Source organism: Agathobaculum sp. TL06, assembly GCF_054658635.1.
In genome coordinates this window covers 49,408-71,928 of the sequence record NZ_BAAGGY010000005.1, presented here as the reverse complement: position 1 = coordinate 71,928, position 22,521 = coordinate 49,408, and the positions used below count along the sequence as shown (strand labels likewise).

Annotated in this window: 23 protein-coding genes; 16 read left to right on the top strand and 7 right to left on the bottom strand. The window is 60.6% G+C overall.

The genetic code is table 11. The annotated features are described in order from the left end of the window. Positions 1 to 62 precede the first annotated feature (62 nt). The 5 genes from ACYQ3S_RS04355 to ACYQ3S_RS04335 are packed head-to-tail and all read left to right on the top strand — an operon-like array spanning position 63 to position 3,677. A complete protein-coding gene (locus ACYQ3S_RS04355; RefSeq protein ID WP_459687495.1) occupies positions 63 to 575 on the top strand; it encodes a YqeG family HAD IIIA-type phosphatase in 513 nt (170 codons plus the stop codon). Continuing rightward, positions 568 to 1,428 (top strand): TIM barrel protein, encoded by an 861-nt coding sequence (locus tag ACYQ3S_RS04350; RefSeq protein ID WP_459687494.1) that lies wholly within the window; start codon positions 568 to 570, stop codon positions 1,426 to 1,428. The genes ACYQ3S_RS04355 and ACYQ3S_RS04350 overlap by 8 nt, the downstream gene beginning before the upstream one ends. Beyond that, complete coding sequence (gene aroQ / locus ACYQ3S_RS04345) at positions 1,425 to 1,859, top strand: type II 3-dehydroquinate dehydratase (protein WP_459687493.1); 435 nt, start codon at positions 1,425 to 1,427, stop codon at positions 1,857 to 1,859. Before ACYQ3S_RS04350 ends, aroQ begins: the two co-directional genes overlap by 4 nt. Positions 1,860 to 1,866: 7 nt before the next feature. Then, entirely contained in the window at positions 1,867 to 2,931 is a 1,065-nt protein-coding gene (locus ACYQ3S_RS04340) for an aminopeptidase P family protein (RefSeq protein ID WP_459687492.1), read from the top strand. Continuing rightward, positions 2,928 to 3,677: a GNAT family N-acetyltransferase gene (locus ACYQ3S_RS04335; RefSeq protein ID WP_459687491.1), complete on the top strand. Its 750-nt coding sequence runs from the start codon at positions 2,928 to 2,930 to the stop codon at positions 3,675 to 3,677. The genes ACYQ3S_RS04340 and ACYQ3S_RS04335 overlap by 4 nt, the downstream gene beginning before the upstream one ends. Positions 3,678 to 3,715: 38 nt before the next feature. Here ACYQ3S_RS04335 and ACYQ3S_RS04330 read toward each other — a convergent pair whose 3' ends face one another. From ACYQ3S_RS04330 to ACYQ3S_RS04320, 3 genes are all read right to left on the bottom strand, one after another. Further along, complete coding sequence (locus ACYQ3S_RS04330) at positions 3,716 to 3,973, bottom strand: hypothetical protein (RefSeq protein ID WP_054328076.1); 258 nt, start codon at positions 3,971 to 3,973, stop codon at positions 3,716 to 3,718. Positions 3,974 to 4,247: 274 nt separating this feature from the next. After that, positions 4,248 to 5,630 carry a hypothetical protein gene (locus ACYQ3S_RS04325; protein WP_459687490.1) on the bottom strand — a complete coding sequence of 461 codons (1,383 nt, stop codon included), beginning with the start codon at positions 5,628 to 5,630 and terminating at the stop codon, positions 4,248 to 4,250. Beyond that, positions 5,611 to 6,150, bottom strand: a complete 540-nt coding sequence (locus ACYQ3S_RS04320; protein ID WP_459687489.1) for an RNA polymerase sigma factor — start codon at positions 6,148 to 6,150, stop codon at positions 5,611 to 5,613. Before ACYQ3S_RS04320 ends, ACYQ3S_RS04325 begins: the two co-directional genes overlap by 20 nt. Before the next feature lie 221 nt (positions 6,151 to 6,371). Here ACYQ3S_RS04320 and ACYQ3S_RS04315 point away from each other — a divergent pair, with 221 nt between their 5' ends. Then, positions 6,372 to 6,974: a hypothetical protein gene (locus ACYQ3S_RS04315; protein WP_459687488.1), complete on the top strand. Its 603-nt coding sequence runs from the start codon at positions 6,372 to 6,374 to the stop codon at positions 6,972 to 6,974. An 11-nt stretch (positions 6,975 to 6,985) separates the two neighbouring features. Next, on the top strand, positions 6,986 to 7,207 hold the full coding sequence (locus tag ACYQ3S_RS04310) for a helix-turn-helix domain-containing protein (RefSeq protein WP_459687487.1): 222 nt from the start codon (positions 6,986 to 6,988) through the stop codon (positions 7,205 to 7,207). Between the two features lie 102 nt (positions 7,208 to 7,309). Here ACYQ3S_RS04310 and ACYQ3S_RS04305 read toward each other — a convergent pair whose 3' ends face one another. From ACYQ3S_RS04305 to ACYQ3S_RS04295, 3 genes are all read right to left on the bottom strand, one after another. Beyond that, positions 7,310 to 9,514 carry an S-layer homology domain-containing protein gene (locus ACYQ3S_RS04305; RefSeq protein WP_459687486.1) on the bottom strand — a complete coding sequence of 735 codons (2,205 nt, stop codon included), beginning with the start codon at positions 9,512 to 9,514 and terminating at the stop codon, positions 7,310 to 7,312. Positions 9,515 to 9,823: 309 nt separating this feature from the next. After that, positions 9,824 to 11,149, bottom strand: coding sequence for an aspartate--tRNA(Asn) ligase (gene aspS, locus ACYQ3S_RS04300; protein WP_459687485.1), 1,326 nt, complete (start codon positions 11,147 to 11,149; stop codon positions 9,824 to 9,826). 103 nt (positions 11,150 to 11,252) lie between these two features. Continuing rightward, entirely contained in the window at positions 11,253 to 11,675 is a 423-nt protein-coding gene (locus tag ACYQ3S_RS04295) for a sigma factor-like helix-turn-helix DNA-binding protein (protein ID WP_459687484.1), read from the bottom strand. Positions 11,676 to 11,765: 90 nt separating this feature from the next. On the opposite strand from ACYQ3S_RS04295, the gene ACYQ3S_RS04290 reads away from it, so the two are divergent. Both ACYQ3S_RS04290 and ACYQ3S_RS04285 read left to right on the top strand, forming a co-directional pair. Beyond that, positions 11,766 to 11,975: a helix-turn-helix domain-containing protein gene (locus tag ACYQ3S_RS04290; protein ID WP_459687554.1), complete on the top strand. Its 210-nt coding sequence runs from the start codon at positions 11,766 to 11,768 to the stop codon at positions 11,973 to 11,975. A 181-nt stretch (positions 11,976 to 12,156) separates the two neighbouring features. Continuing rightward, entirely contained in the window at positions 12,157 to 12,663 is a 507-nt protein-coding gene (locus ACYQ3S_RS04285) for a helix-turn-helix domain-containing protein (RefSeq protein WP_459687483.1), read from the top strand. 50 nt (positions 12,664 to 12,713) lie between these two features. Here ACYQ3S_RS04285 and ACYQ3S_RS04280 read toward each other — a convergent pair whose 3' ends face one another. Next, a complete protein-coding gene (locus tag ACYQ3S_RS04280) occupies positions 12,714 to 14,159 on the bottom strand; it encodes a lipopolysaccharide biosynthesis protein (RefSeq protein ID WP_459687482.1) in 1,446 nt (481 codons plus the stop codon). A 163-nt stretch (positions 14,160 to 14,322) separates the two neighbouring features. On the opposite strand from ACYQ3S_RS04280, the gene ACYQ3S_RS04275 reads away from it, so the two are divergent. From ACYQ3S_RS04275 to purM, 7 genes are all read left to right on the top strand, one after another. Next, a complete protein-coding gene (locus ACYQ3S_RS04275) occupies positions 14,323 to 14,814 on the top strand; it encodes a hypothetical protein (RefSeq protein ID WP_459687481.1) in 492 nt (163 codons plus the stop codon). 120 nt (positions 14,815 to 14,934) lie between these two features. Further along, a complete protein-coding gene (gene csaB / locus ACYQ3S_RS04270) occupies positions 14,935 to 17,178 on the top strand; it encodes a polysaccharide pyruvyl transferase CsaB (RefSeq protein ID WP_459687553.1) in 2,244 nt (747 codons plus the stop codon). Beyond that, positions 17,175 to 18,353, top strand: a complete 1,179-nt coding sequence (locus tag ACYQ3S_RS04265) for a glycosyltransferase family protein (RefSeq protein WP_459687480.1) — start codon at positions 17,175 to 17,177, stop codon at positions 18,351 to 18,353. The genes csaB and ACYQ3S_RS04265 overlap by 4 nt, the downstream gene beginning before the upstream one ends. Before the next feature lie 309 nt (positions 18,354 to 18,662). Further along, entirely contained in the window at positions 18,663 to 19,154 is a 492-nt protein-coding gene (purE, locus tag ACYQ3S_RS04260; RefSeq protein ID WP_107631833.1) for a 5-(carboxyamino)imidazole ribonucleotide mutase, read from the top strand. 80 nt (positions 19,155 to 19,234) lie between these two features. Then, positions 19,235 to 19,945, top strand: a complete 711-nt coding sequence (gene purC / locus ACYQ3S_RS04255; RefSeq protein ID WP_459687479.1) for a phosphoribosylaminoimidazolesuccinocarboxamide synthase — start codon at positions 19,235 to 19,237, stop codon at positions 19,943 to 19,945. Positions 19,946 to 20,006: 61 nt separating this feature from the next. After that, on the top strand, positions 20,007 to 21,428 hold the full coding sequence (locus ACYQ3S_RS04250) for an amidophosphoribosyltransferase (RefSeq protein ID WP_459687478.1): 1,422 nt from the start codon (positions 20,007 to 20,009) through the stop codon (positions 21,426 to 21,428). 36 nt (positions 21,429 to 21,464) lie between these two features. After that, positions 21,465 to 22,502, top strand: coding sequence for a phosphoribosylformylglycinamidine cyclo-ligase (purM, locus tag ACYQ3S_RS04245; protein ID WP_459687477.1), 1,038 nt, complete (start codon positions 21,465 to 21,467; stop codon positions 22,500 to 22,502). Positions 22,503 to 22,521: the final 19 nt, after the last annotated feature.

Here is a 22,521-nt window from a genome sequence, read left to right as displayed (position 1 = left end):
TCGGACAAATTCCATTACACTATATGTGGCAATTCCCAAAGTGAGAACGCAGGAGTAAACGAATGAGCAAACTGATTCCCGACTATGTATTTGAGTCGATTTATGACATTACCCCGCAATTGCTGCGCGAGAACCATGTGCGCGGCGTGCTGATCGACCTGGACGGCACACTGGCCTCGCATAAGGCCGCGCTGCCGCCGGACTCGCTGGCGCCGTTTGTGCGCGCGCTGCGCGACGCGGGGCTGAAGGTGCTGGTGTTTTCCAATAACAGGGCCGCGCGCGTGGGGAAATTCTGCGCCGCGCTCGGTGTGGATTTCATCAGCCGCGCGGGGAAGCCGTTTTCCGGCGGGTTCCAGCGCGCGGCGGAACGGCTGGGCGTACCGCTCTCCCAGACTGCCGTGGTGGGCGACCAGATCTTTACCGACGTGTTCGGCGGCAACCGTGTCGGCGCGCTGACCTGCTATGTGCAGACGCTGGACCGCCGCTTTTTCTGGGTGAATGTGCGCTACCAGCTCGAACGCGGCTTTATCGAGCGCGGCAGGCGCCGGATGGAAGCGAGGGCGCGGCATGATTGAGGCAAGGTTCGGACCCGCCGGCAATTCGGAATCCTTTGCCGCCGAGGGCTTCAAAAAAAGCGAGGACGCCCCCGCCTGGATTGCGGCCAGGGGGCTGACCGCGTTTGAATACCAGTGCGGCCGCGGCGTGCGCTGCGGGGAGGATACCGCGAAAAAGATCGGTGCGGCCGCGCGTGCGCACGGCATCCAGATGAGCATTCACGCGCCGTATTTCATCAACCTTTCCTCTGAGGAAAGCGAGCGGATGGAGAAAAACATCGGGTATGTGCTGGATACGGCGCGGCTTGCCGTGCCGCTGGGCGCGGTGCGCATGGTGGTCCATTGCGGCGGACAGGGAAAGCTGACGCGCGAGCGCGCGATGCGCAACACGCATGAAAATGTGAAAAACATCCTGCGCGCGCTGGAGGAGGAGCATCTGACCGGCTGCGCGGTCTGTCTGGAAACCATGGGCAAAAAAAGCGTGCTCGGTTCCGCGGAGGAGGTCTGCGAGCTGGTGGCGGCAGACGAGCGCCTGCTGCCGTGCATCGATTTCGGACACCTGAACTGCCGCACAGGCGGCGGGATGTCCACGCGGGAGGATGTGGCGCGCCTGTTCGATCGGCTGGAAAACGGCATCGGTGCGGAGCGGACACGCATTCTGCACGCGCACTTTTCCCATATCGAATACAATGACAAAGGCGAGGTGCGCCACCTGACCTTTTCGGATACCGTATACGGGCCGGATTTCCTGCCGGTTGCGCAGGAAACGGCGGCGCGCGGCTATACGCCGACCTTTATCTGCGAATCGGCCGGCACACAGGCCGAGGACGCGCGGATGATGATGGACTTATATAAAAAGGAGACGGAAAAATGAAAAAAGTGCTGCTGATTCATGGACCAAACCTCAACCTGACCGGCCAGCGCGAGCCGGGCATCTACGGCTCGGACACGCTTGCCGCGATCAACGCCGAGGTCGTGGCCAAGTGCGAGCGCCTTGGCATGAGCTGCTCGGTGTTCCAGTCCAACGTGGAAGGGGCGCTGATCGACCGCATCCACGCGGCGCGCGAGGACTGCGCGGCCATTATAATCAACGCGGGCGCGTATACGCATTACAGCTACGCGCTTCGGGACGCGATCGCGGCGGTGCGCCTGCCCTGTGTGGAGGTCCACATGTCCAACGTGCATGCGCGCGAGGAGTTCCGGCACAAATCGGTCATCGGGCCGGTGTGCGCGGGCGTGATCGCGGGCTTCGGCAAGCACAGCTACCTGCTGGCCGTGGACGCGGTCAAGGCGATCATCGGGTGAGGCGGCTATGAAACGGGAAGAATTGCGCGCGCTGCTGTGCGAGGCGCCGTATGACGCGATGGTGCTGACCAGTGAAATCAGCCGGCGGTATGCGACCGGCTTCCATTCGACCGCCGGCGCGGTCTACCTGTCGGCGGATCAGGCGGTGTTCTATACGGATTTCCGCTATGTCGAGGCGGCGCGCGCCGCGGTATCAGGGTTCGAGGTGCGCGAGATCGGCAGCGGGAAGAGCTATTCCGCTGTCATCAACGAGCTGATCGAGCAGGACGGCGTAAAGAAAATCGCGCTGGAAGACAAGCAGATGACCTATGCGGAGTACATGTCCTGGTCCTCCGCGCTGCACGCTGCGGCGATGCGCCTGGAGGATGGTGTGGAGCGCCTGCGCATCACAAAAGAGGACGATGAGGTTAATCGGATTGTCGCCGCACAGCGCATTGCCGAGCGGGCGCTCGAAGAGGTGCTGAACGATATCCGGATTGGCGTGACCGAAAAAGAGGTCGCCGCGCGGCTGACCTACCTGATGCTGCATTACGGCGCGGAGAACATGTCGTTCGACCCTATCGTCGTATCGGGTGCGAACAGCTCCAAGCCGCACGGTGTGCCGACAGATAAGGCGATCGCGGCAGGGGATTTCGTCACCATGGACTTTGGCTGCATTGTGGACGGATACTGCTCGGACATGACGCGCACGGTGGCGGTCGGCTATGTGACCGACGAGATGCAGACCGTATATGATACGGTGCTGAACGCGCAGCTTGCGGGGATTGCGTGCTGCAAGGCGGGCGTCACCGGACGGGCGGTGGATGCGGCGGCGCGTCAGGTCATTGCGGACGCGGGGTACGGCGATGCGTTCGGCCACGGCTTTGGCCATGGCGTCGGCCTGGAGATCCATGAGGCGCCGACCGCGGGACCGCGCGGCGAGGCGCGGCTTCCGGCGGGGGCGGTCGTAACCGCCGAGCCGGGCATCTATCTGTCGGGACGCTTCGGCGTGCGCATCGAGGATATGCTGTATGTGATTGAGGACGGCTGTATCAACCTGACCGAAGCGCCCAAGGCGCTGGTGGTCCTGTGATCGGGCGCGTTGCGTCGCCCCAATGCATCGGCCCGCTGCTAAACGGCTGGGAGGAGGGCATGCTGTACGCCTATCTTGCCGGACGGATGGGATATGCGGTCGCGGATGGGGCGTACCGGTCGGCGCAGGTGCGCGTCGGGGATTTCTGCTTTTTCGCGGGAGAGCCGGACGCGCGTGTCGTGGCCTGGCAGCCGGAGAACGCACGGCCATATACCATACTGATCCCGCGCACACCAGACTGGCGGCCGCTGATCGAACAGTGCTATCTGCAGGCGCGCCTGACGGAGCGGTATGCCTTTGCAAAAAAGAGCGCCTTTCCGCGTGAGAAGCTGTCAGTGCTGGCCGCCCGCGTGCCGGATGGGTACGCCCTGCGTCGGATGGACGGGGCGCTGTTCCGCCAGGCGGGGCAGGAGGAATGGAGCAGGGATCTGACCTCCCAATACCCTGACTGGGATGACTTTGCGGCGCATGGGCTGGGGATAGCGGCAGTAAAGGCGGGGCTGCTGCTGTGCGGCGCGTCCTGCTATGCGGACTGGCCGGACGGCATTGAAGTGGAGATCGACACCCATCCGTCGCACCGGAGGCTGGGTCTGGCGCGCGCCTGCGCGGCGGCGCTTATCCTCGCGTGCCTCGAACGGGGGCTGCATCCGTCCTGGGATGCCGCGAATCCGGTATCCGCACATCTGGCCGAAACGCTGGGCTATCTTCCGGCAGGCGCATATCCGGCGTATGAGCTATGGCAATAGAAAAAGCCGCTGCTTCAGCAGCGGCTTTTTGCGCGGAATCATTTCTTTTCGTCAACGTCCTCGTCGTCGATCTCAAGGTAATCGGCGAGATCCTTGAACAACGCGGTCGGGTCAACGCTGTCCTCCAGCACGATCTGCAGAGGCTCGTTGAGGGAGAGCAGGAACATGCCGAGCAGGCTCTTGGCGTCTACCATGCCGCTCTTGCCGTGGATCCAGATATCAAAGCCATACTTGGTGACGATCTTGTTGATCTTCTGAATGTCGTCCGTATTTTTTACGCGGATTCCTCTGGTCATAGTACTTACCTCCTGTGCAATGCTTGCAAAAATCTGATTTCTGCTATCATTATAGCATAAAAGACAGGAAAATAAAGCGTTTTTTGCAGATTTCTGCATTTTCATCATTTTGAGCCGCTGAACCGGCGGTGGGTCATAATAATTGTGGGAGATGCACAAAACGAGAGAATAAAAATTGTACAATAAGTGAAAGAGCAGCCCGATCCAACCGGCTGCTCTTTTTGCCGTGCAGCGGCCCCACACCGCCGCACGGCTATTCGCCCCCACGGGCTTTCTACTCTGCTATCGATATTGTCGTATCGCCGATGCGGATGCCCGTCACGTCGGAGACGGACAGGAAGCGCCGGCTGTCAGTGCCTGCCTGGTAAACATAAGTGACCTCGAACGTTTCGCGCGCGGACGATTCCTCTCTGGTCAGGCCGCACTCGGAAACCGAGGCGCCGATCATACTGTTGTCCTGCAGGATCACGGCGATATGGGGCGCGCGGTCCAAGAACCCCTCCTCGTCCAGTGAGGCGGGACGCGTCCCCTCGATCCGGATGCCGAGCGGGGACAGGAACAGATGGTCAATATGGCTGCCGTCCGAAAGGTCCAGGCTGAGCGCGCGGGAATAGGTCTGCGCGCTTTTGGCGCGGAAAGAAACCTCCCAAGGCTTCTGCGTCAGCGGCACGCTGCGGGTGTAGATGATCTGCGGCTGCAGATATGGCAGGTCGTCTGCGGTCAAGCCCTGGAAGCGTGCCTCGCGGATTTCCCTGTCCGCTCCCTCCAGCGGGTAGGTGCCGCTGCCGGTATTATCGATCATTTTTCCCGTTCGGGTGTCCAGCAGGGAAACGATATCACCGGAAACGCCTTGATAGAGGTCATAGGGCGGTGTGATCAGCGCAAGGCATAATTCGTCCCCCATAAAACCAACGCCGGCGAACTGTACCTCCGAAGGCTCCCAGGCCTGCGGAAGCGGGACGGAGGAAGTATCCTGCTCCAAATAGGCGGAGGTGCGGTAGGCGTCCTGCTGGTCGGTGGGAAACGCGATGGGATGCGCCTGATAAACCGCCGCAAGGTCAAGGCTGGCGGTAAGGACTTCGCTGGTTTCCATGCTGGAGGCGGGGCCGATGGTCAGGGTAAGGTCACGGTCGCCGGGGTCTTCGGCAAGGGCGAACTCCTGATAAAAATATTGGACGGCCTCGCGGGAATCCGTAAAGATGCTCTGCCCGCGGCTGGAATAGGCGGTATCCGTCCCGTCGGTCAAAAGGGAAACCGTTTCAAAGTGGATTGGGTTGGAAAGGGGGGAGCCATCCGCATAACGGAAGGAATAGATGAGCGCGACGCCGGTGCGGGTGACGATGGCATCCTCCACGGTCAGCGTGCAGCCGTTCATGGTGGCGCCCTTCTGCAGAGGGATGGCGAGCTCGTCGGGAATTACGACATCCTGCCCAAAGATGGTTTTCCAGCCGACCGAAACCTGAAATACGGCGGCGGCCGTTACGGTCAGCAGGGCCGCCGCCAGCACGGCGGAGACAAGCCGCCGCGGACTGCGCAGCGGCATACGCCTGCCGCGCCGGGCGCGCTGCTCCCTGACGGCTCCGGCGATGTCGTAAGCGGGTGTCTGGATGCGCTCAAGCGCTTCGCGGATGCGGATTTCATCGGGTGTTGGACTCATACGGCTGCTTCCTCCTCCTTTCTGCCGGCGTGCCTTCCAATGCCTGCGCGAGCTTTTTGCGGGCGCGTTCATAGCGCTTGCGCAGGGTGGCGGCGGGCTTTCCGTAAATGACAGCCAACGCATCGAAGCTGCGCTGCTCGATCACGCGGCCGAATACCAGCGCTCTCTGCTCCGGCGACAAGGCCTGCAGCGCCCGCCGCAGGTTGTCCCCGATATAATCCGGATCGGCGGCGGCTGGCGGCGGTGTGAGAAGCTGGAACTTCCGGCGGCGCAGCATGTCGATACAGGTGGTATAGGCAAGGCGGTAAAGCCAGGCGCTCAGGCTGGTGCCTGTCCGGAAACGGCTGCGGTTATCATAGGCCTTGATAAAGGTGGTCTGCACGGCGTCCTGCGCTTCGTGGTAATCACAGAGGATGTGATGGCAATACCGCAAAAGCGGCTGGCCGTACAGCTCGATCGCATCGGCGAGCGCCTGTTCCCCGCCCAGGGCGAAGCGCTCGTCCAAGGTGCGGGCGTCCATCCGGCGCCCCCCTTTCTGAAAAGAACATGTTCATTTCTTATAACGTGCGGCGGCCTGGTTTTGTGACATGCCCGCGCGAGTTTTTTCCGTTTTGTTACCAAAGCAGCACAGGGGATGCAAACCGAAGATTAATGAAATTTATATAATATTTATCGATTATCATTAAATTATAATTGACAAAGATATAAACCTGTGCTATTCTTCAGGAAGAGGTGAAAGGTATGCTGGAAACGCAGAAGAATATCGTTCGGGCAAGATGCGCAGATATTGGGACGCTGCTGCGGGTCCTGTTCTGGATCACCGTGGCTTTGGTTGCGGTGCGCCTTGTCTATGGGACGTGGCTGCTGTTCCAGCCCGCGGAGATGCTGGTGGAGCATTTTTCCCTTGGCGTAAGCTGGACCGGTACGGAGGACTGGCAGGGCGCGGTACGGTTTGCCTGCGGGGTCTCGTTCTGGTGGAGCACGCTGTTCTGGATTGTGATCGCGGGGGTCCTGCGGCTGGGCTGCGCTATATTCCGGGGAATCGACCGGCAGGGGACGCCGTTCCTGCCGTGCCATGTCCGTGCGGTGCGCGGCATCGGCCTGCTTGTGATGGCGCTGGGCCTGCTGCGCGGCGGCCTGCCCGAGCTGCTCTATACTGTCTGCGGTTTTGCGGTGGATCGGCAGGAGACGCTGCTTCGCGGCGGCGTGCGCATCGTGATGGAAACCGGCGGCGGCTCGCTGGTCAACTGGAACTACCTGCTGCTTGGCGGCGTGGTTTTGTGCCTGTCCTATGCGTTTGCCTATGGCGCGCATTTGCAGCGGGAAGCCGACGAGACACTGTAGGGCGGTGGCGTATGGCAATCATATTGCGGCTTGACCGTGTGATGGCGGACCGGAAGATGTCGCTGGGCGAGCTGGCCGAGCGGGTGGGCATTTCCAACGTCAACCTGTCCAAAATCAAAACCGGAAAGATCAGTGCGATCCGTTTTTCCACGCTTAACGCGATCTGCAGCGCGCTGGACTGCCAGCCGGGAGATATCCTGGAGTACCGGCGCGAGGAAACGGAAGAAAAATAACAGGGGCGCTGGAAGCTTTGCTTCCAGCGCCCCTGCGCATGTCCGGCGCCGCGTCTGCCGGCAGCCGGCTGTGTTTGAGAATGGGAGGGCGGCGCGCCTCTCTTACGGCGCGTATACGAGCGCCTCGCTCGATACCGTCTGGCCGTCCTTGCGGATGGTAACGACATAGGTCCCAGCGGCATCCTCCTGGTCAAAATAATCCCTGCCCTCGAAATCGGCGGGCTTGGTCAGGTGCCAGAGCTGGTAGCTGCCTGTGCTGACCGTGCTTTCCGCGTGCGATTTGCTGCCGACCGGCGTGCCGTCCTTGGTCACCTGGATTTCCACCGCGCCGGTCACGTTGCTGTCATAGCTGACCGCCAGCCACGGAAGCGCGGCCGCGTTTTCCGGCTGCAGGTAGGCATCGTCCCACGGATGCGCGTCCGTATAGTCCGCGGGGAGGCGCTCATAGGAGGCCTGGTCGTTTACGACCCAAACCTGCACATTTTCCACCGCGGGCGCCAGCGTAACCTGGAAAGAGACGCGATAGGCTGCGGTGTCCTCGCCGTTTTTGACGACGACATACGCGCCGTTTTCCAGATCCACGTCTTTCAGGCCGAAGTAGACCGTATGATAGGTCTTGCCGTTTTCCTCATAGGTGCGGTCTGCAATGGAGTCCACGGGCGCGCCGAGCTCTTCCGGAACAGCGCCGTATCCGGCATAGTAGGTATTGCCCTCCTTGGCCGGAATGCCGAAGCCAATCCAGTAGTCGGAAACGCCCTGGGCGTTCTGGTGCTTCATCAGGTGCGCGCCGCTGATGGTGACCTCGGTCACATCCCCTTTGACCGTGCTGGAAACCTGATAATCCCGCACAAGCGCATCGGCGTCAATGGTTCCCGACTGGTCGAGGAGCGGCGCCTTGACGATATCGGCCTGCTGGACGGTATCTCCGCCGCCCGAACCCGAGCCGCCGCTCGAGGGGCCGTCCTGCGTCGGCGCGCCGTTCTCGCCGTTCGAGGTGCCGGCATGGCCGGGCTGGATCGAGCCGGTGCCGGAGGCTACCGCCTCGCTGCTGTTATTGTCGATTTTGGAGCCGGTGGTGTTGACTGTGACGCCGGAAGCGCCGTCGGAAACCGCAACATGGGACACCTTGCCCGCACCCTTGACGGTCGTACCCGTGCCGGCGGTCGATACCCGATCGATCTGCGCGCCGCTTTCCGCGGAAATCAGCGTATCCGCGGCCTGTTTGGTCACATCGACCGAAGCGACCGAGCCGGAAACGGACAGCTCTGTTTGCGCTGCGGAAATAGCGACGGTTTCTACAGACGCATCCGCGGCAATCATGACCGAAGCGGAGGCGGCGGTTTCAGCGATTTCGACGCGGTCTGCCGAACCGGAAACGGACAGCGACGCATCCGCGCCGTAAAGCGTGACCTCTCCGACCTGGGCGGCGGCGCTGACGCTGACCGACGCGGCGGCATGGACGTTCACGCGGCCGGCGCGGGCAGCTCCGTCCAGCGCGACCGAGGTCCGCCCATCAATCCGGACGCTGCCGGCGGCAAGGCCGTCCGCCGTCACATCCGCCGTGGTACCCGCGGAAATGACAAGGCCCGCGGTCTTGCCGGAAAGGGTGACGCCCTCGGTATCGCGCGCGCTGGCGGCGGCATTGATAACGGTAAAGCCGTTTTCATTTTCCAGCACAGCCTCGCCGGACGAGGTTATGTATTCCTCGATCGCCTTGTCCAGAAGCGCCATGGTGGAAGCGCGGTCGATATGCTCGTCCGGCGCGACACGCCCGCCGCCTACGCCGTCCAGGATACCCATTTCCGCGAGCGGCGCCATATAGCCCGCCGCCCAATCTGCGACTCGGCCTCCGTCGGTGAACTGGCTCAGGTCGGGGGAGGCGTCCGGCGCCATACCCATTGCGCGGGCGAACATGGTCATTGCCTCCTGACGGGTGACGGGGTCCGCCGCATTGGCGTTTTTTCCGTCGCCTTCAAGGATGCCGGCTGCGGTGCATTTCAGGATCGCGTCCGCGTACCACTCGCTGCCGGTCAGGTCGGCATACTTGTTTTCCGCCTTTTCGGTCAAGCCGAACATGCGGGTGAAAATAGCGGCAAGCTCGCCGCGGGACAGGGAGCGGTACGGCTTGAAGGTGCCGTCGCTGTTGCCCTCTACGATGCCGTGCTGCACCCAGCGGTCGATCGAGCTGGCGGCCCAGCTGTTTGCCGCGTCCTCCATAACGGGCTTTGCATCGGCGGCTGCGGCCGAAACGGACAGCATGGACAGCGCCATCGTGGTGGACAAGATCGCGGCCAGTGATTTTTTCATTCGCATTTGCATTCTCCTCATTGGTCGTATAGCGGTGAGCCCGCGGTCGTGCGGGCGGTAACGGTGCGCGGTACCGCGCTCTGGTGCTTACTATACGACAATTTCGAGCGGAAAACAAGGATAAAAAGCTGGTTTTAGAACAATGTGGATTCCATAACAAGAAGAAAATAGAAAAACAACAAAATAACAGAACTTTTTGGAGTAAAACCATGTGCAGGCTTGTTGAGGACGGGCAACGGGAAAAGACCGCTGAAACGATGCGTTTCAGCGGCCTTTTTCAGAACAAAGTAATTAATGGGGAGGGAGGGTTTACGGCTCCAGGCGGTTCATGTCGCGCGGGAACATGGAAGCGTCGCGCACATTGTTCAGCTTCAGGAGCTGCATGGTCAGGCGCTCCAGGCCGATGCCCAGACCGCCGTGCGGCGGCATGCCGTACTTGTGCAGAATGGTGAACGACTCAAACAGCTCCGCGTTCATCTTGCGGGCCGCGAGTTTGTCCATCTGCTCCTGATAATCATGAATGCGCTGGCCGCCCGTCGTGATCTCCAGCCCGCGGAACAGCAGGTCGAACGACAACGCCAGCTTGGGGTCCTCCGGATCGTCCATCGCGTAAAACGGACGCTTGGCGGACGGGAAGTGCGTAACGAACACGAACTCGCTGTCGTGCTCCTCCTTGGCCCACTGGCACAGCAGGACCTCTTCGTCCGGATTGAGGTCGTAACGGTTTTTGGATTTATGGCCGTATTTTTCCTCCATGATCTGCTTGGCCTCATGGAAGCGGATGGTCGGGATCTCGCGGATCTCCGGCACGTCGGCCTTGAGAAGCGCCAGCTCCTCCGCGCAATGCTCCTTGACATAAGCCATGACCGCCTTGAGCATGCCGATTTCCATCGCCATCACGTCATACATGGAATCGATATAGGCCATCTCGAAATCAAGGCCGATATACTCATTCAAATGGCGCGAGGTATTATGCCGCTCGGCGCGGTAAACCGAGCCGATTTCGAACACGCGGCCGAACGCGCCCGCAAGGTACTGCTTGTGGAACTGGGGCGACTGCGCCAGGTAAGCGGGCTGACCGAAGTAGTCCAGCTTGAACAGGTTCGCGCCGCCCTCCGCGCCCGCGACAACGATCTTGGGTGTGTGGATGTGGGTAAAGCCCTGCGACTGCATATACTGGGCGAAGCCGTCCGCAATCGCGCCCTGCACACGGAACACCGCCTGCTTGACCGGATGGCGCAGGGTGATCGGGCGCAGCGGCAGATCGACGTCGAGCGACAGGCCCATATATTTTTTGCCCAGCGGCACGGGAAGCTGCTCGTACGGGCGGCCGATGACCTTGACCGCGCTCAGCACAACCTCGACGCCGTGCTCGGCGCGGGGTTCCTCATGCACCTTGCCGGTGACCTCGAGCACCATGGCGTCCCGAATATCCGCGCGCTTGACGCCGCCGATCTCGTCCCCCTGGAACGTGCATTGAATCAGGCCGCGCTCGACACGCATGATGACGAACGAAAAATCGGACATATCACGGGCGCGGTGTACGGTGCCGCGGAACGTGACCTCGCTGCCGACCGCGCCGCAGACGCGCTTGACGGTATCAACGTACTGTCCCGCTTCATGAATCATTTCCATAATTATAACGCCTCTCTATTCAGCATTCTCATACAGGAATACATTGTACCATGAAAAGAGAAGATAAACAAGTTTTTTTACGGGAAAAAGCAGGCGGGACACATTATTTTGTACTCTTGCGCAGGATAACGGGCGGCGCGGCGTTGAAATGTGTCTGGTGGGCGCGGAGGAGCAGGTCAAGTACCTGCTCAACCTGCGGTGGGAGGGCGTTCCCGTCTGAGGGCTTTACGCCCACGCGGCGGTACATATCGCGGTATAAAAGGAGAAGGCCCTTGCAGATCAAGTCAAGTTCGCCGAGGGTGACCGGAAAATCAGCCGGCTGCTGCTCCAGCTCTGCTTGCAGCAATTTCGCCTGTTGCTCTCGCAGGCGGCGTAACGCCAGTTGGTAGGCTGCGCGGACAGCGGAAGGACTGCCGCCAAGCTGTTCGGCGATTTTTCGGAATGTCAGTTTTTGCTGCCGCAGCAGGTAGACTTCACGCTGACGTTTGGTCAGGATACCCAAATTCTGTTCGGAACATTCGGTCATAATGAAATCACCTCAAAAATATTTTAGGACTATTAGTCCAAAAATACAAGTGGACATATTGTACTAAAATATAATGGTCACGGTGATATGATGAAGCTTAGAATCCGCGATTTGCGGGAGGATAAGGACCTGACGCAAAAAGAGGTTGCGGCATATTTGCATTGCGACCAATCCCTGTACTCCAAATATGAGCGTGGAGAGCGCGATTTGCCGCTCGCTTTGTTTATCAAGCTGGCGCAGTACTATCAAGTGAGTCTGGATTATCTGGCAGGGTTGACCGACAACAAACACTTAAAATGAAAACGCACTGTTTTGAGGGAAAACGGTGCGTTTTGTTTATTTTTGTCACAGTACAGCAAAATACAATGAAATAATAGGACAAAACGGACGGTCCGCTTCAATGTTAAAATGCGTTGCTTGCAGCAACGGGCAGCTCCTCATATAATTATGACAAAGACCGGAAGAAAGGAGGTTACCCCTGATGCTCAACGAAAATATAAAAGCAATCAGAAAATCAAAAGGTCTTTCGCAGCAGGAGCTTGCTGTAAAGCTGAACGTGGTGCGGCAAACAATTTCCAAGTGGGAGCAAAGCTTGTCAGTTCCTGATTCCGATATGCTGATCGCCCTATCGGAAGCGCTTGAAACACCCGTAAGCACGCTGCTTGGAGAGAACGTCATGGAGCAGGAAGCCGATGACTTAAAGGCGATTTCCGCAAAACTGGAGGTGATAAACTTGCAGCTCGCACAGAGAAAAGCCGCGGGAAAGAGGATGCTGCATTGGTGCCTTATCGCATTGTGCGCAGGCATAGCAGTGATTTTTGCATGCGTATTGGCATTGGAAAGCCCTTACCTGGGCTGGGACTACAGTGATCCGGAAACGGCTGTTCTCGGCGTTGCGCTGCACGCATTCGAATGGCTGTTTGTCAGAGCGGCGCCGATTATCCTGATTGCCGCATTCCTTGGACTTTTCCTGACACGAAAGGAATAGATGATAAAACCTGAAAGGCAGATACCGTATGAGTGTATCTGCCTTTTATCCTATCGTTTCAGCCTTTTCAGTACGGCTTGCGCTTCCGCGCGGCCCTCGCCGCTGGCGATGATGGCTATTGCATACACCGCCGCGCCTGCCGCGACCGCGCAGATCAGCCGCAGCAGGTTGCTGACGGGCAGCAGCGTGCAGCCAAACGCCGCCGCGCCGCAGAGCAGCGCACAGACCAGGATGCGCGCCAGGTTTTTCGCGGGTACGCGGAAAATAAAGCGCTTGCGCACGCGCACCGCCGTAATGATAAAATACGAGGCAAACGCGACGACCGAGCCGAGCGCGCCGCCGGTGAACCCGAGCGTTTTGAGCAGCACGACGCTGCACACCACCTTGATGGCCGCCGCCGCTGCGCTGTTCTGCAGCACATGGATGGTGGACTGCTCCAGTTCATACGCTTTGTTGGCGTATTCGGTCAGCCCCATGAAAAGCATGGCGAGCGCGGTGTAGGCGATGACCGGCGCGCCTGCGTCGTACCCCGCCGCGAACAGGAAGCGGGACATGGGCAGCGCCACCGCGGACAGCCCCGCGACAGCCGGCACCGCGATCAGCAGATACAGCCGCACGCCCTGGTCGAGCAGCGGCTTGGCGGCGGCCTGTCCGCCGTCGCGCCAGGCGCGCAGCACGTTCGGATATACGCCGCGCATGATGCCGACCGAGATCATCGTAAAAATACCGGAGGCGATCGAGTTGTTCTGGTTGTAGACCGCAAAGGCCTCCTTGCCGAAAAAGCCCGTCACCAGATAGCGGTCGATCATGTTGAGCAGCGCGACCGCGATCGATACCCCCATGAGCGGCACGCCGTAGGCGAAAAACTTGTGCAGCAGGGGGCGGGAGAACCAGCGCAGGCGCACGACCGTCGGGATGGACAGCGCAAAGACCGCGCCCAGGCCGGCCAGACCGTCCGCGAGGGTGTTGGCGATGAACGCGGGCGCGGCGGAGGGGTAATCGGATGCGCCGTGGACGATCGCATAGGCGATGGCCAGCTTGCCCGCCGCGGAAAACAGGCTGAGCGAGATGGAGGCGCGCATCCGGCCGAGCTGGATCAGCGCGGAGTTGAGGATCTGGAACACGGTATAGCTGAAGAACATGCACGCGCCGCCGAGCCAGACCGGATCGCGCGTGACCGCGGCCGCGCAGAGCGCGACGGCCGCGACGGCCGCGCAGATCAGCAGATAGATGGCTGAAACGGTCGAAAACAGCGCGCTGGCGCGGTCCCTGCGGAATTCCTCGCCCACATAGCGCGTGGCGGCGTTCGCCATCCAGCCCGCGACGACCAGATAACAGAACTGCACGGTCGTGTTGACGATGCCGAACGTGCCGACCGCGTTCTGTGTGAAAATATGCGTATACAGGGAAGAGCACGCGATGACGAGCAGCCCTTCGACCACCTTGGCGGGGAGGAACAGCATCGCGTCGCGCGTCATAGTGTTTTTACCGGACAAATGGGGAGCCCTCGCTTTCGGTCAGATAGCTATAGTATAGCATGGTTGGGCGGCAAAAACAAATACGGCTTTGCCGGAAACGCCTTTTCCTTGCGGCGGGCGCGGCGGTATGTTATGATAAAACCGGACGGAACAATACACAAGCTGTGAACGGAGGAATGCAATGTACAGCCAAAGAGGGAAGATCAGGATACCGCCTTATGTTTTTATTTTGCTTCTGGCCGTTATTTTGGGCGGCTACCTGTTCAGCGGCGGGCTGGCCGGCGTGAACGCCCGCGCGCTTGCACACGCGGTGGAGGCAATACCGGAGGAGACGACCCAGGTATCCCTGAACGAGCTGGTCCCGTTCGAGTGGGACGAGGTATATACGTTCGACCCCTATACCTCGGAGGAGGAGATCAAACGCATCATCCGGCTGGACAGCGGCGCGGTTGAGGAGAGCGTCAGCGAGGGGATGGTGCAGCTTGTGTTTGTCGAGTGGGGAAAGGAAAGGGTCGTGGCGAGCGTTTGCGCGTATCCGGATAACCTTGGCTACGATATCCGCATCCCTTTCAACCACGGGGACGAGGGATACGGCGTGCTGCGCTATGAGGACAACGCCGTGTTCTCCAAAAGCACGGAAAACGGCGTGACCGTTCTTGCCTATCTCCCGTGAGCGGGAGAGCCGCCCCTGACGGGCGGCTTTCTTTTGCATTTGCCGGTGTTCCGTGGTATACTATGGTATACTCACGCGAGTATTACCAGCCTTATCAGGAGGAGTTGTCCCTTGCGAGTCATGCATGTTATGGGCGGCGGCGACGTGGGCGGCGCCAAAACCCACATTATGAATATGGTCACCGGCCTGAGCCGGCGGAACGAGGTCATGCTGCTTTCGTTCCGCGCCGGCCCGTTTGCGGATGAGGCGCGCGAGCGCGGCATCGACGTCCGTGTGATCGAGCGGCATAACCCGTTCCGCGCGGCGCGCGCGATGCGCGACCTGGTGGACGAGTTCCGGCCGGACATTATCCACTGCCACGGCGGCCGCGCCAACCTGATGGGGGCGATGGTGCGCCGTTCGCGCCAGGTGCCGATTGTGACGACCGTGCATTCGGATTATAAGCTGGACTATCTCGGCAACCCGTTCAAGCAGCATACATTCGGCGCGGCGAACGCGGTCGCGCTGCGTTTTCTGGATTTCTACCAGCCGGTCGCGGACCGGATGGCGCGCACGCTGATCGAGCGCGGCTTCGATCCCGAACGGATTGTGAAGATTTACAACGGCATGGATTTCAAACGGCCGGAGGGCGAATTTGACCGCGCGGCCTATCTGCGGGATGCCTACGGCGTGGAGGTGGAGGCGGGCGACGTGCTGTGCGGAATCGCCGCGCGCCTGACCGCGGTCAAGGATATCGCGACGACCGTGCGCGGCTTTGCCGCGGCGCTTGCGGAAGCGCCGCAGCTGCGCCTGTTCATCGCGGGCGACGGCGAGGATGAGGAGATGCTCCGCAGGCTGTGCGCCCAGCTCGGCGTGGCGGAGCGCGTGACGTTCTGCGGCTGGGTTTCCCCGGTCGAGCCGTTTTTCCGCGCAATGGACATCAACCTTTTGTCCTCGGTGTCCGAAACTTTCCCGTACTCCATTCTCGAGGGCATCTGCGCGGGCTGTGCGACCATCTGCTCGGATGTGGGCGGCATGCCCGAACTGATCGACACGGGCGAAAACGGCTATATTTTCCCCGTTGGGGACGACCGCCAGCTTGCCAGATACATGGTGCGCCTGGCAAAAGACCCCGCGCTGCGCAGCGCCTTTTCCGAGGCGCTGTACGACAAGGCCTCCCGCGAGTTTTCCCGCGAGAACATGTGCGCGCGGCAGGAGGCGAACTACCGCCATCTGCTCGCCCGTTTCCACCGGCCCAAACACGAGCGCGAGAGCATCGTGATCTGCGGCGCGTACGGGCGCGGCAATGCGGGTGACGACGCGATTCTGGAGGCGATCGTGCAGGAGATGCGCGCGCTCGATCCGGAGCGCACGATCTGCGTCATGTCCCGCCGCCCGAAAGAGACCCGCCTGGTTTACCGGACGAACGCGATTTATACGTTCAACGTGTTCGCCGTGCTGCGGCGGTTCCGGCGCGCGGCGCTGTATATCAACGGCGGCGGCTCGCTGATGCAGGACGTCACCTCGACGCGGTCGATCTGGTATTACTGCTATACCCTGCGCGCGGCGAAAAAGCGCGGCTGCAAGGTGATGATGTACGGCTGCGGCATCGGTCCGATCAACCGCGCGGGCAACCGCGTCATGGCGGCCAAGACGATCGACCGGTCGGTCGACCGCATTACGCTGCGCGACGATAACTCCCGTTCGCTTCTGGCCGAGATGGGCGTGACCCGTCCGGACATCCGCGTGTCCGCCGACCCGACGATCATTCTGGACCCCGCGCCGCGCGAGGTCGTGTCGCTCGCCATGGAGCAGAGCGGCATCGATCCGGAAGGGCGCTATATCGGCTTCGGCCTGCGCAACTGGAAAGGGCTGGACGCGGCGCTGCCCGAGATCGCGGCGGCGGCCAATTACGCCTATGAAAAGCATGGGCTGACGCCGGTGTTCGTCCCCATCGAATTCCCGAACGACCTGATGCCCGCCGAGCGGGTGGGGGCGCTGCTCCGCTGCCCGTGGCACGCGGTGCGCACCCGCCAGCCGATCGAGGTGACCATCGGCATCCTGGCGCGCATGAAAACCGTGGTCGGCATCCGCCTGCACTCGCTGATGTTCTCCGCCGGACAGGGCGTGCCAGTCGTGGGCATGAGCTACGACATCAAGGTGGACGGTTTCCTCAAATATATCGGCAGCCGCACTTGCCTGCAGCTGCAGACCGTGCGCGCGGAGCCGCTGTGCCGCCTGATCGACGAGTGCGTGTCCGGCGCGCTGGACGGGGAGGTGCGCCGCACCGCCGGAATGCTGCGCGAGCGCGAGCAGGAAAACGTGCGCGGCGCGGCGCTGCTGCTGGGCCTGGAGTATGAAAAAAAGGACGGGGAAAACGCATGAAAAACCATATCGTCTGTCTGTCGACGACCAACTACCACCCGCTGCCGACCCGCAAGCAGAACGTGATGAGCCGCCTGCGGAACGCGGAGGTGCTGTATTTTGACCCGCCGGTGTCGGTGATCGCGCCGCTCAAGGACAAAAAAGCGTCCGCGTACCTCTCGAAATACAAGCGGCCGGGGGAAAAGGTGGAGGGGCATGAAAACATCACGGTCTACGCCCTGCCGCCCGTCCTGCCGTTTTTCAACAAGTTCCGGTGGGTCAACCGCCTCAACCAGAAGCGCCAGGCCGCGTTCGTGCGCCGGAAGATGCGCGAGCACGGCTTCGGGGAGGAAACGGTGCTCTGGTGCTACTCGCCGTCCTCGTGCGATATCACGGCGCATGTGCCGCACCGCGCGCTGGTTTATGACTGCGTGGACCGCCATTCGGCCTATAAGGGCCATATCGATCCGGCGGTGGTGGACCGGATGGAGCGCGACCTCGCGGGGGCGGCGGATCAGGTGTTCGCAACTGCGGTCGGGCTGGCCGAAACGCTGGAAAAGGTGAACCCCACGACAAAAATGATTCCGAATGGCGCGGCGTATGAGATTTTTTCGCGCGTGCAGACCGAAAAAGGCAGCCTGCCCTGTCCGGAGGATATGAAGGGCCTGAAGCATCCGGTGTTCGGGTTTGTGGGCATGCTGCAGGAGTGCATCGATTACGCGCTGATCGAAAAGCTGGCAAAGGAGCGGCCGGACGCGACCGTGTTCCTGATCGGCCGGACGCTGCCGGGCGTGGACCTGTCGCATCTGCGGCAGTACCCCAATATCGTATTCCACGGCCTGGTGCCGCAGCCCGAGCTGCCTGCGTATCTGGCGCAGATGGAGGTGTGCCTGAATGTGTTCCGCGCGGGCGCGCTGAGCCGCGACGTATCCCCGCTCAAGTTTTACGAGTACCTTGCGACCGGCAAGCCGGTGGTTTCCACACGCGAGCCGCTGCAGGTCGAGGACTTCGCGGACGTGGTGTATATCGCGCGCGACGCGGACGAGTTTATCGCCCTGTGCGACGCGGCAGCGGCGGAAAATGATCCGGAAAAAGCGGCCAAACGGCTGGCCTACGGCGCGCAGTGCTCCTGGAGCGAGCGCGTGCGCCAGATCGAGGCGGCGCTGTACGAAAAGGGCGTTCTGCACGAAAGCTGAGAGCCGCGGCCCCCATCTTTGGGCATTTGCACAAAACGAGAAAAAACGGCGTAAAACGCTTGCAATAAACAGGCGCTTTGGATAAAATATTAGTGTATCTCCACCGATAGCGGGACAAGCAGCGAAAGAGGTGTACACATGATCGGAAGCGTGTTTCTGGATAAGGCGGCGCAGTCTATCCGCATGCAGTTCTTCAATCTGGGTACCGGGCATTCGTGCATGCTTTCGGGCATCGGTGCAGCTAATTGAGCGCGTATATAGGACACGGGTCTATCCGTGTCCTCATTTGTTTTTGAGGAGGAATATGCGATGAAAAAGGTGCTCGTCGTCATGGGGTCGGACAGCGACCTGAAGGTTATGGAAAAATGTGTGGACCGGCTGAAATCGTTTGCCATACCGGCCGAGGTGCGGATCTGTTCCGCGCACCGCACGCCCGCGGCGGCGGAGCAGCTTGCGAAAAACGCGGCGGCAGAGGGCTTCGGCGTGATCATCGCGGCGGCGGGCAAGGCCGCGCATCTGGGCGGTGTGCTGGCAGCCTACACCACGCTGCCGGTTATCGGCGTGCCGATGGGAACCAGCGTGATGGGCGGCATGGACAGCCTGCTGTCCATGGTGCAGATGCCCAAGGGCATTCCGGTCGCGTGCGTGGCGATCGACGGCGCGGACAACGCGGCTATCCTCGCGGCGCAGATGCTCGCCCTGTCGGACGAAGCGCTTGCCGGAAAACTGCGGCAGTTTAAGCAGGAAATGGCCGACGAGGTCATGGCCAAGGATGAAAAGGTAAAGGCGCAGTTTGCATAACCACCCGCGCAGACTGGGTAAAACCCAAAAACAAAAGTTTGTTTGTTTTTAAATTACACATATAAATGGAGGAATTGGACATGCAAAAGAAAGAGCAGATGTACGAAGGAAAGGCAAAAAAAGTGTTTGCAACCGACGACCCGAACCTGGTCATCGTCGATTACAAGGATGACGCGACCGCGTTCAACGGGGAGAAAAAGGGGACGATCGTCGGCAAGGGCGCGATCAACAACGTCATGTCCAACCACATGTTTCAGCTTCTGGAGCAGCAGGGGGTGCCGACCCATTTCGTCGAGCAGCTCTCTGACCGCGAAACGGTTGTGAAAAAGGTTTCTATCGTACCGCTCGAGGTCATTATCCGCAACATTTCGGCCGGCTCCTTTGCCAAGCGCTACGGCGTGGAGGAGGGCATCGTGTTCGACGAGCCGACCGTCGAATTCTCCTATAAGAACGACGACCTGGGCGACCCGCTCATGAATGCCTACCATGCGATCGCGTTGAAACTCGCCACCCGCGAGGAGATCGAGCAGATCAAGGGCATGGCGTTCAAGGTCAACGAGGTCATGAAGCAGTATTTCGATACGCTGAACGTGATTCTGGTCGATTTCAAGCTGGAGTTCGGCAAGACCGCGGACGGTAAAATCGTGCTGGCCGACGAGATCAGTCCGGACACCTGCCGCCTGTGGGACAAGACCACCAAGGAGAAGCTGGATAAGGACCGGTTCCGCCGCGACCTGGGCGGCGTCGAGGAAGCGTACCAGGAGATCATGAAGCGCGTGATGGGCAAGTAACCGCCTGCGGGAACGCGCCTGATCGGGCAAACCCAAAACCGGAAGAAGATAAGGAGCAACTATGGGAGGATTTTTTGGCGCGGTCTGCAAGCAGGACTGCGTACTGGATATATTTTTCGGCGTGGACTATCATTCGCATCTGGGTACACGGCGGGGCGGCATGATCGTCTACGACAAGGAGGTCGGCTTTCAGCGCCAGATCCACAATATTGAAAACACCCCGTTCCGGACCAAGTTTGAAAAGGATCTGCAGGATTTTCAGGGCTGCAGCGGCATCGGCTGCATCAGCGATACCGACCCGCAGCCGCTGCTCGTGCGGTCCCACCTTGGCCTATACGCGCTGACCACGGTCGGCATTATCAACAACGCGGAGGAGTTGGTTTCCCGCTATTTTTCCGACCATGGCCATCAGTTCATGGCCATGAGCTCGGGCAAGGTCAACTCCACCGAGCTGGTCGCGGCGCTCATCAACCAGAAGGACGACCTGGTATCCGGCATCCTGCACGCGCAGGAGCTGATCGACGGCTCGCTCACCCTGCTCGCGCTGACGCGGGAGGGGATCATCGCCGCGCGCGACAGGCTGGGCCGCCTGCCGGTGCTGATCGGCAAAAGCGAGGACGGGCATTGCGTTTCGTTCGAGTCGTTCGCGTACCACAAGCTCGGCTACGAGGACGCCTATGAGCTTGGGCCGCGCGAGATCGTCAAGGTCACGGCGGACGGATTTGAAACGCTGTCGCCGGCCGGAAAGGAAATGAAAATATGCGCGTTCCTCTGGACGTATTACGGCTACCCCAATTCCAATTATGAGGGCGTCAACGTCGAGGTGATGCGCTACCGCAACGGTGAGATCATGGCGCGCGACGATAAAAAGCGCGGCCTGGCGGAAAATGTGGATTTTATCGCCGGCGTGCCGGATTCCGGCGTGCCGCACGCGATCGGCTACGCCAACGAATGCGGCAAACCGTTTGCGCGTCCGTTTGTCAAATATACCCCGACCTGGCCGCGCTCGTTCATGCCGGCCAACCAGAAGATTCGCAACCAGGTCGCCAAGATGAAGCAGATCCCAGTACCCGAGCTGATCGAGGGGAAAAAGCTGCTGTTCGTGGACGATTCGATCGTGCGCGGCACCCAACTGCGCGAAACCGTGGAGTTCCTGTACGAATCCGGCGCGAAAGAGGTCCATATGCGGTCGGCCTGCCCGCCGATCATGTACGGCTGCAAATACCTGAATTTCTCCTCCAGCAATTCTGAGATGGAGCTGCTGGCCCGCCGCACCGTGCAGGAGCTGGAGGGCGACGAGGGGCAGAAGCACCTGGAGGAATATGCGGATGCGAATACCGAGCGCGGCCAGTGCATGCTCAAGACGATCTGCGAAAAATTCGGCTTCAGTTCGCTCGGCTACCAGTCGCTTGACGGACTGCTGGAGGCCATCGGCCTGGACCGCGACAAGGTCTGCACCTACTGCTGGAGCGGCAAAGAATAAGCCGCTCCCCATACTAAACGACGAAGGAGTATTACTATGAGTGAAAGCCGTTCTGAAAGCTACAAGGCTGCCGGCGTTGACGTGACCGCGGGCTATGAAGCGGTCAAGCTGATGAAGCCGATGGTCGAATCGACCTTTACCAAGGGCGTGATGGGTACGCTGGGCGGTTTTGGCGGTCTGTTCCGTCCGGATTTCAAGGGCATGGCCGACCCCATCCTGGTTTCCGGTACGGACGGTGTGGGTACCAAGCTCAAGCTGGCCTTCCTGATGGATAAGCACGACACGGTCGGCATCGACTGCGTGGCCATGTGCGTCAACGACATCGCGTGCTGCGGCGCACAGCCGTTGTTTTTCCTGGACTATATCGCGGTCGGCAAAAACCATCCGGCCAAGATCGCGCAGATGGTTTCCGGCATCGCGGAGGGCTGCCGCCAGGCGGGCTGCGCGCTGATCGGCGGCGAAACCGCGGAGATGCCCGGCTTTTATCCGGAGGACGAATACGACATGGCAGGGTTCTCTGTCGGCATGGTGGACAAGGAGAAAATGATCGACGGGACGACGATCCGGCCGGGCGACGCGCTGATCGGCGTGGCCTCCTCGGGCGTACACTCGAACGGCTATTCGCTCGTGCGCAAGACGCTCGGCATCAATGAAAAGTCCGTGCGCCGCTATATCGACGAGTTCGGCAAAACCCTGGGCGAGGAGCTGCTCACCCCGACCAAAATCTATGTCAAGGCGATCCAATCCCTGATGGGCAAGGTGGATGTCAAGGGCATCAGCCATATCACCGGCGGCGGCTTCTACGAAAACGTGCCGCGCATGCTGCCCGAAGGCATTTGCGCGAAGATCGAAAAAAGCGCCATGCCGGTGCCGCCGGTGTTCGGCCTGATCGCCAAAACGGGCGGCATACCGGAGCGCGATATGTACAACACGTTCAATATGGGCGCGGGGCTGGTGCTTTCGGTCGCCGCGGAGGACGCGTCGCGCGCGGTCGCCGCGATCTCGGCTGCGGGCGAAAAGGCATATATCATCGGCGAGTGCGTGAGCGGCGAGAAGGGCGTGGAGCTCGTCTGACGCCGGCGCGGCTACGCAG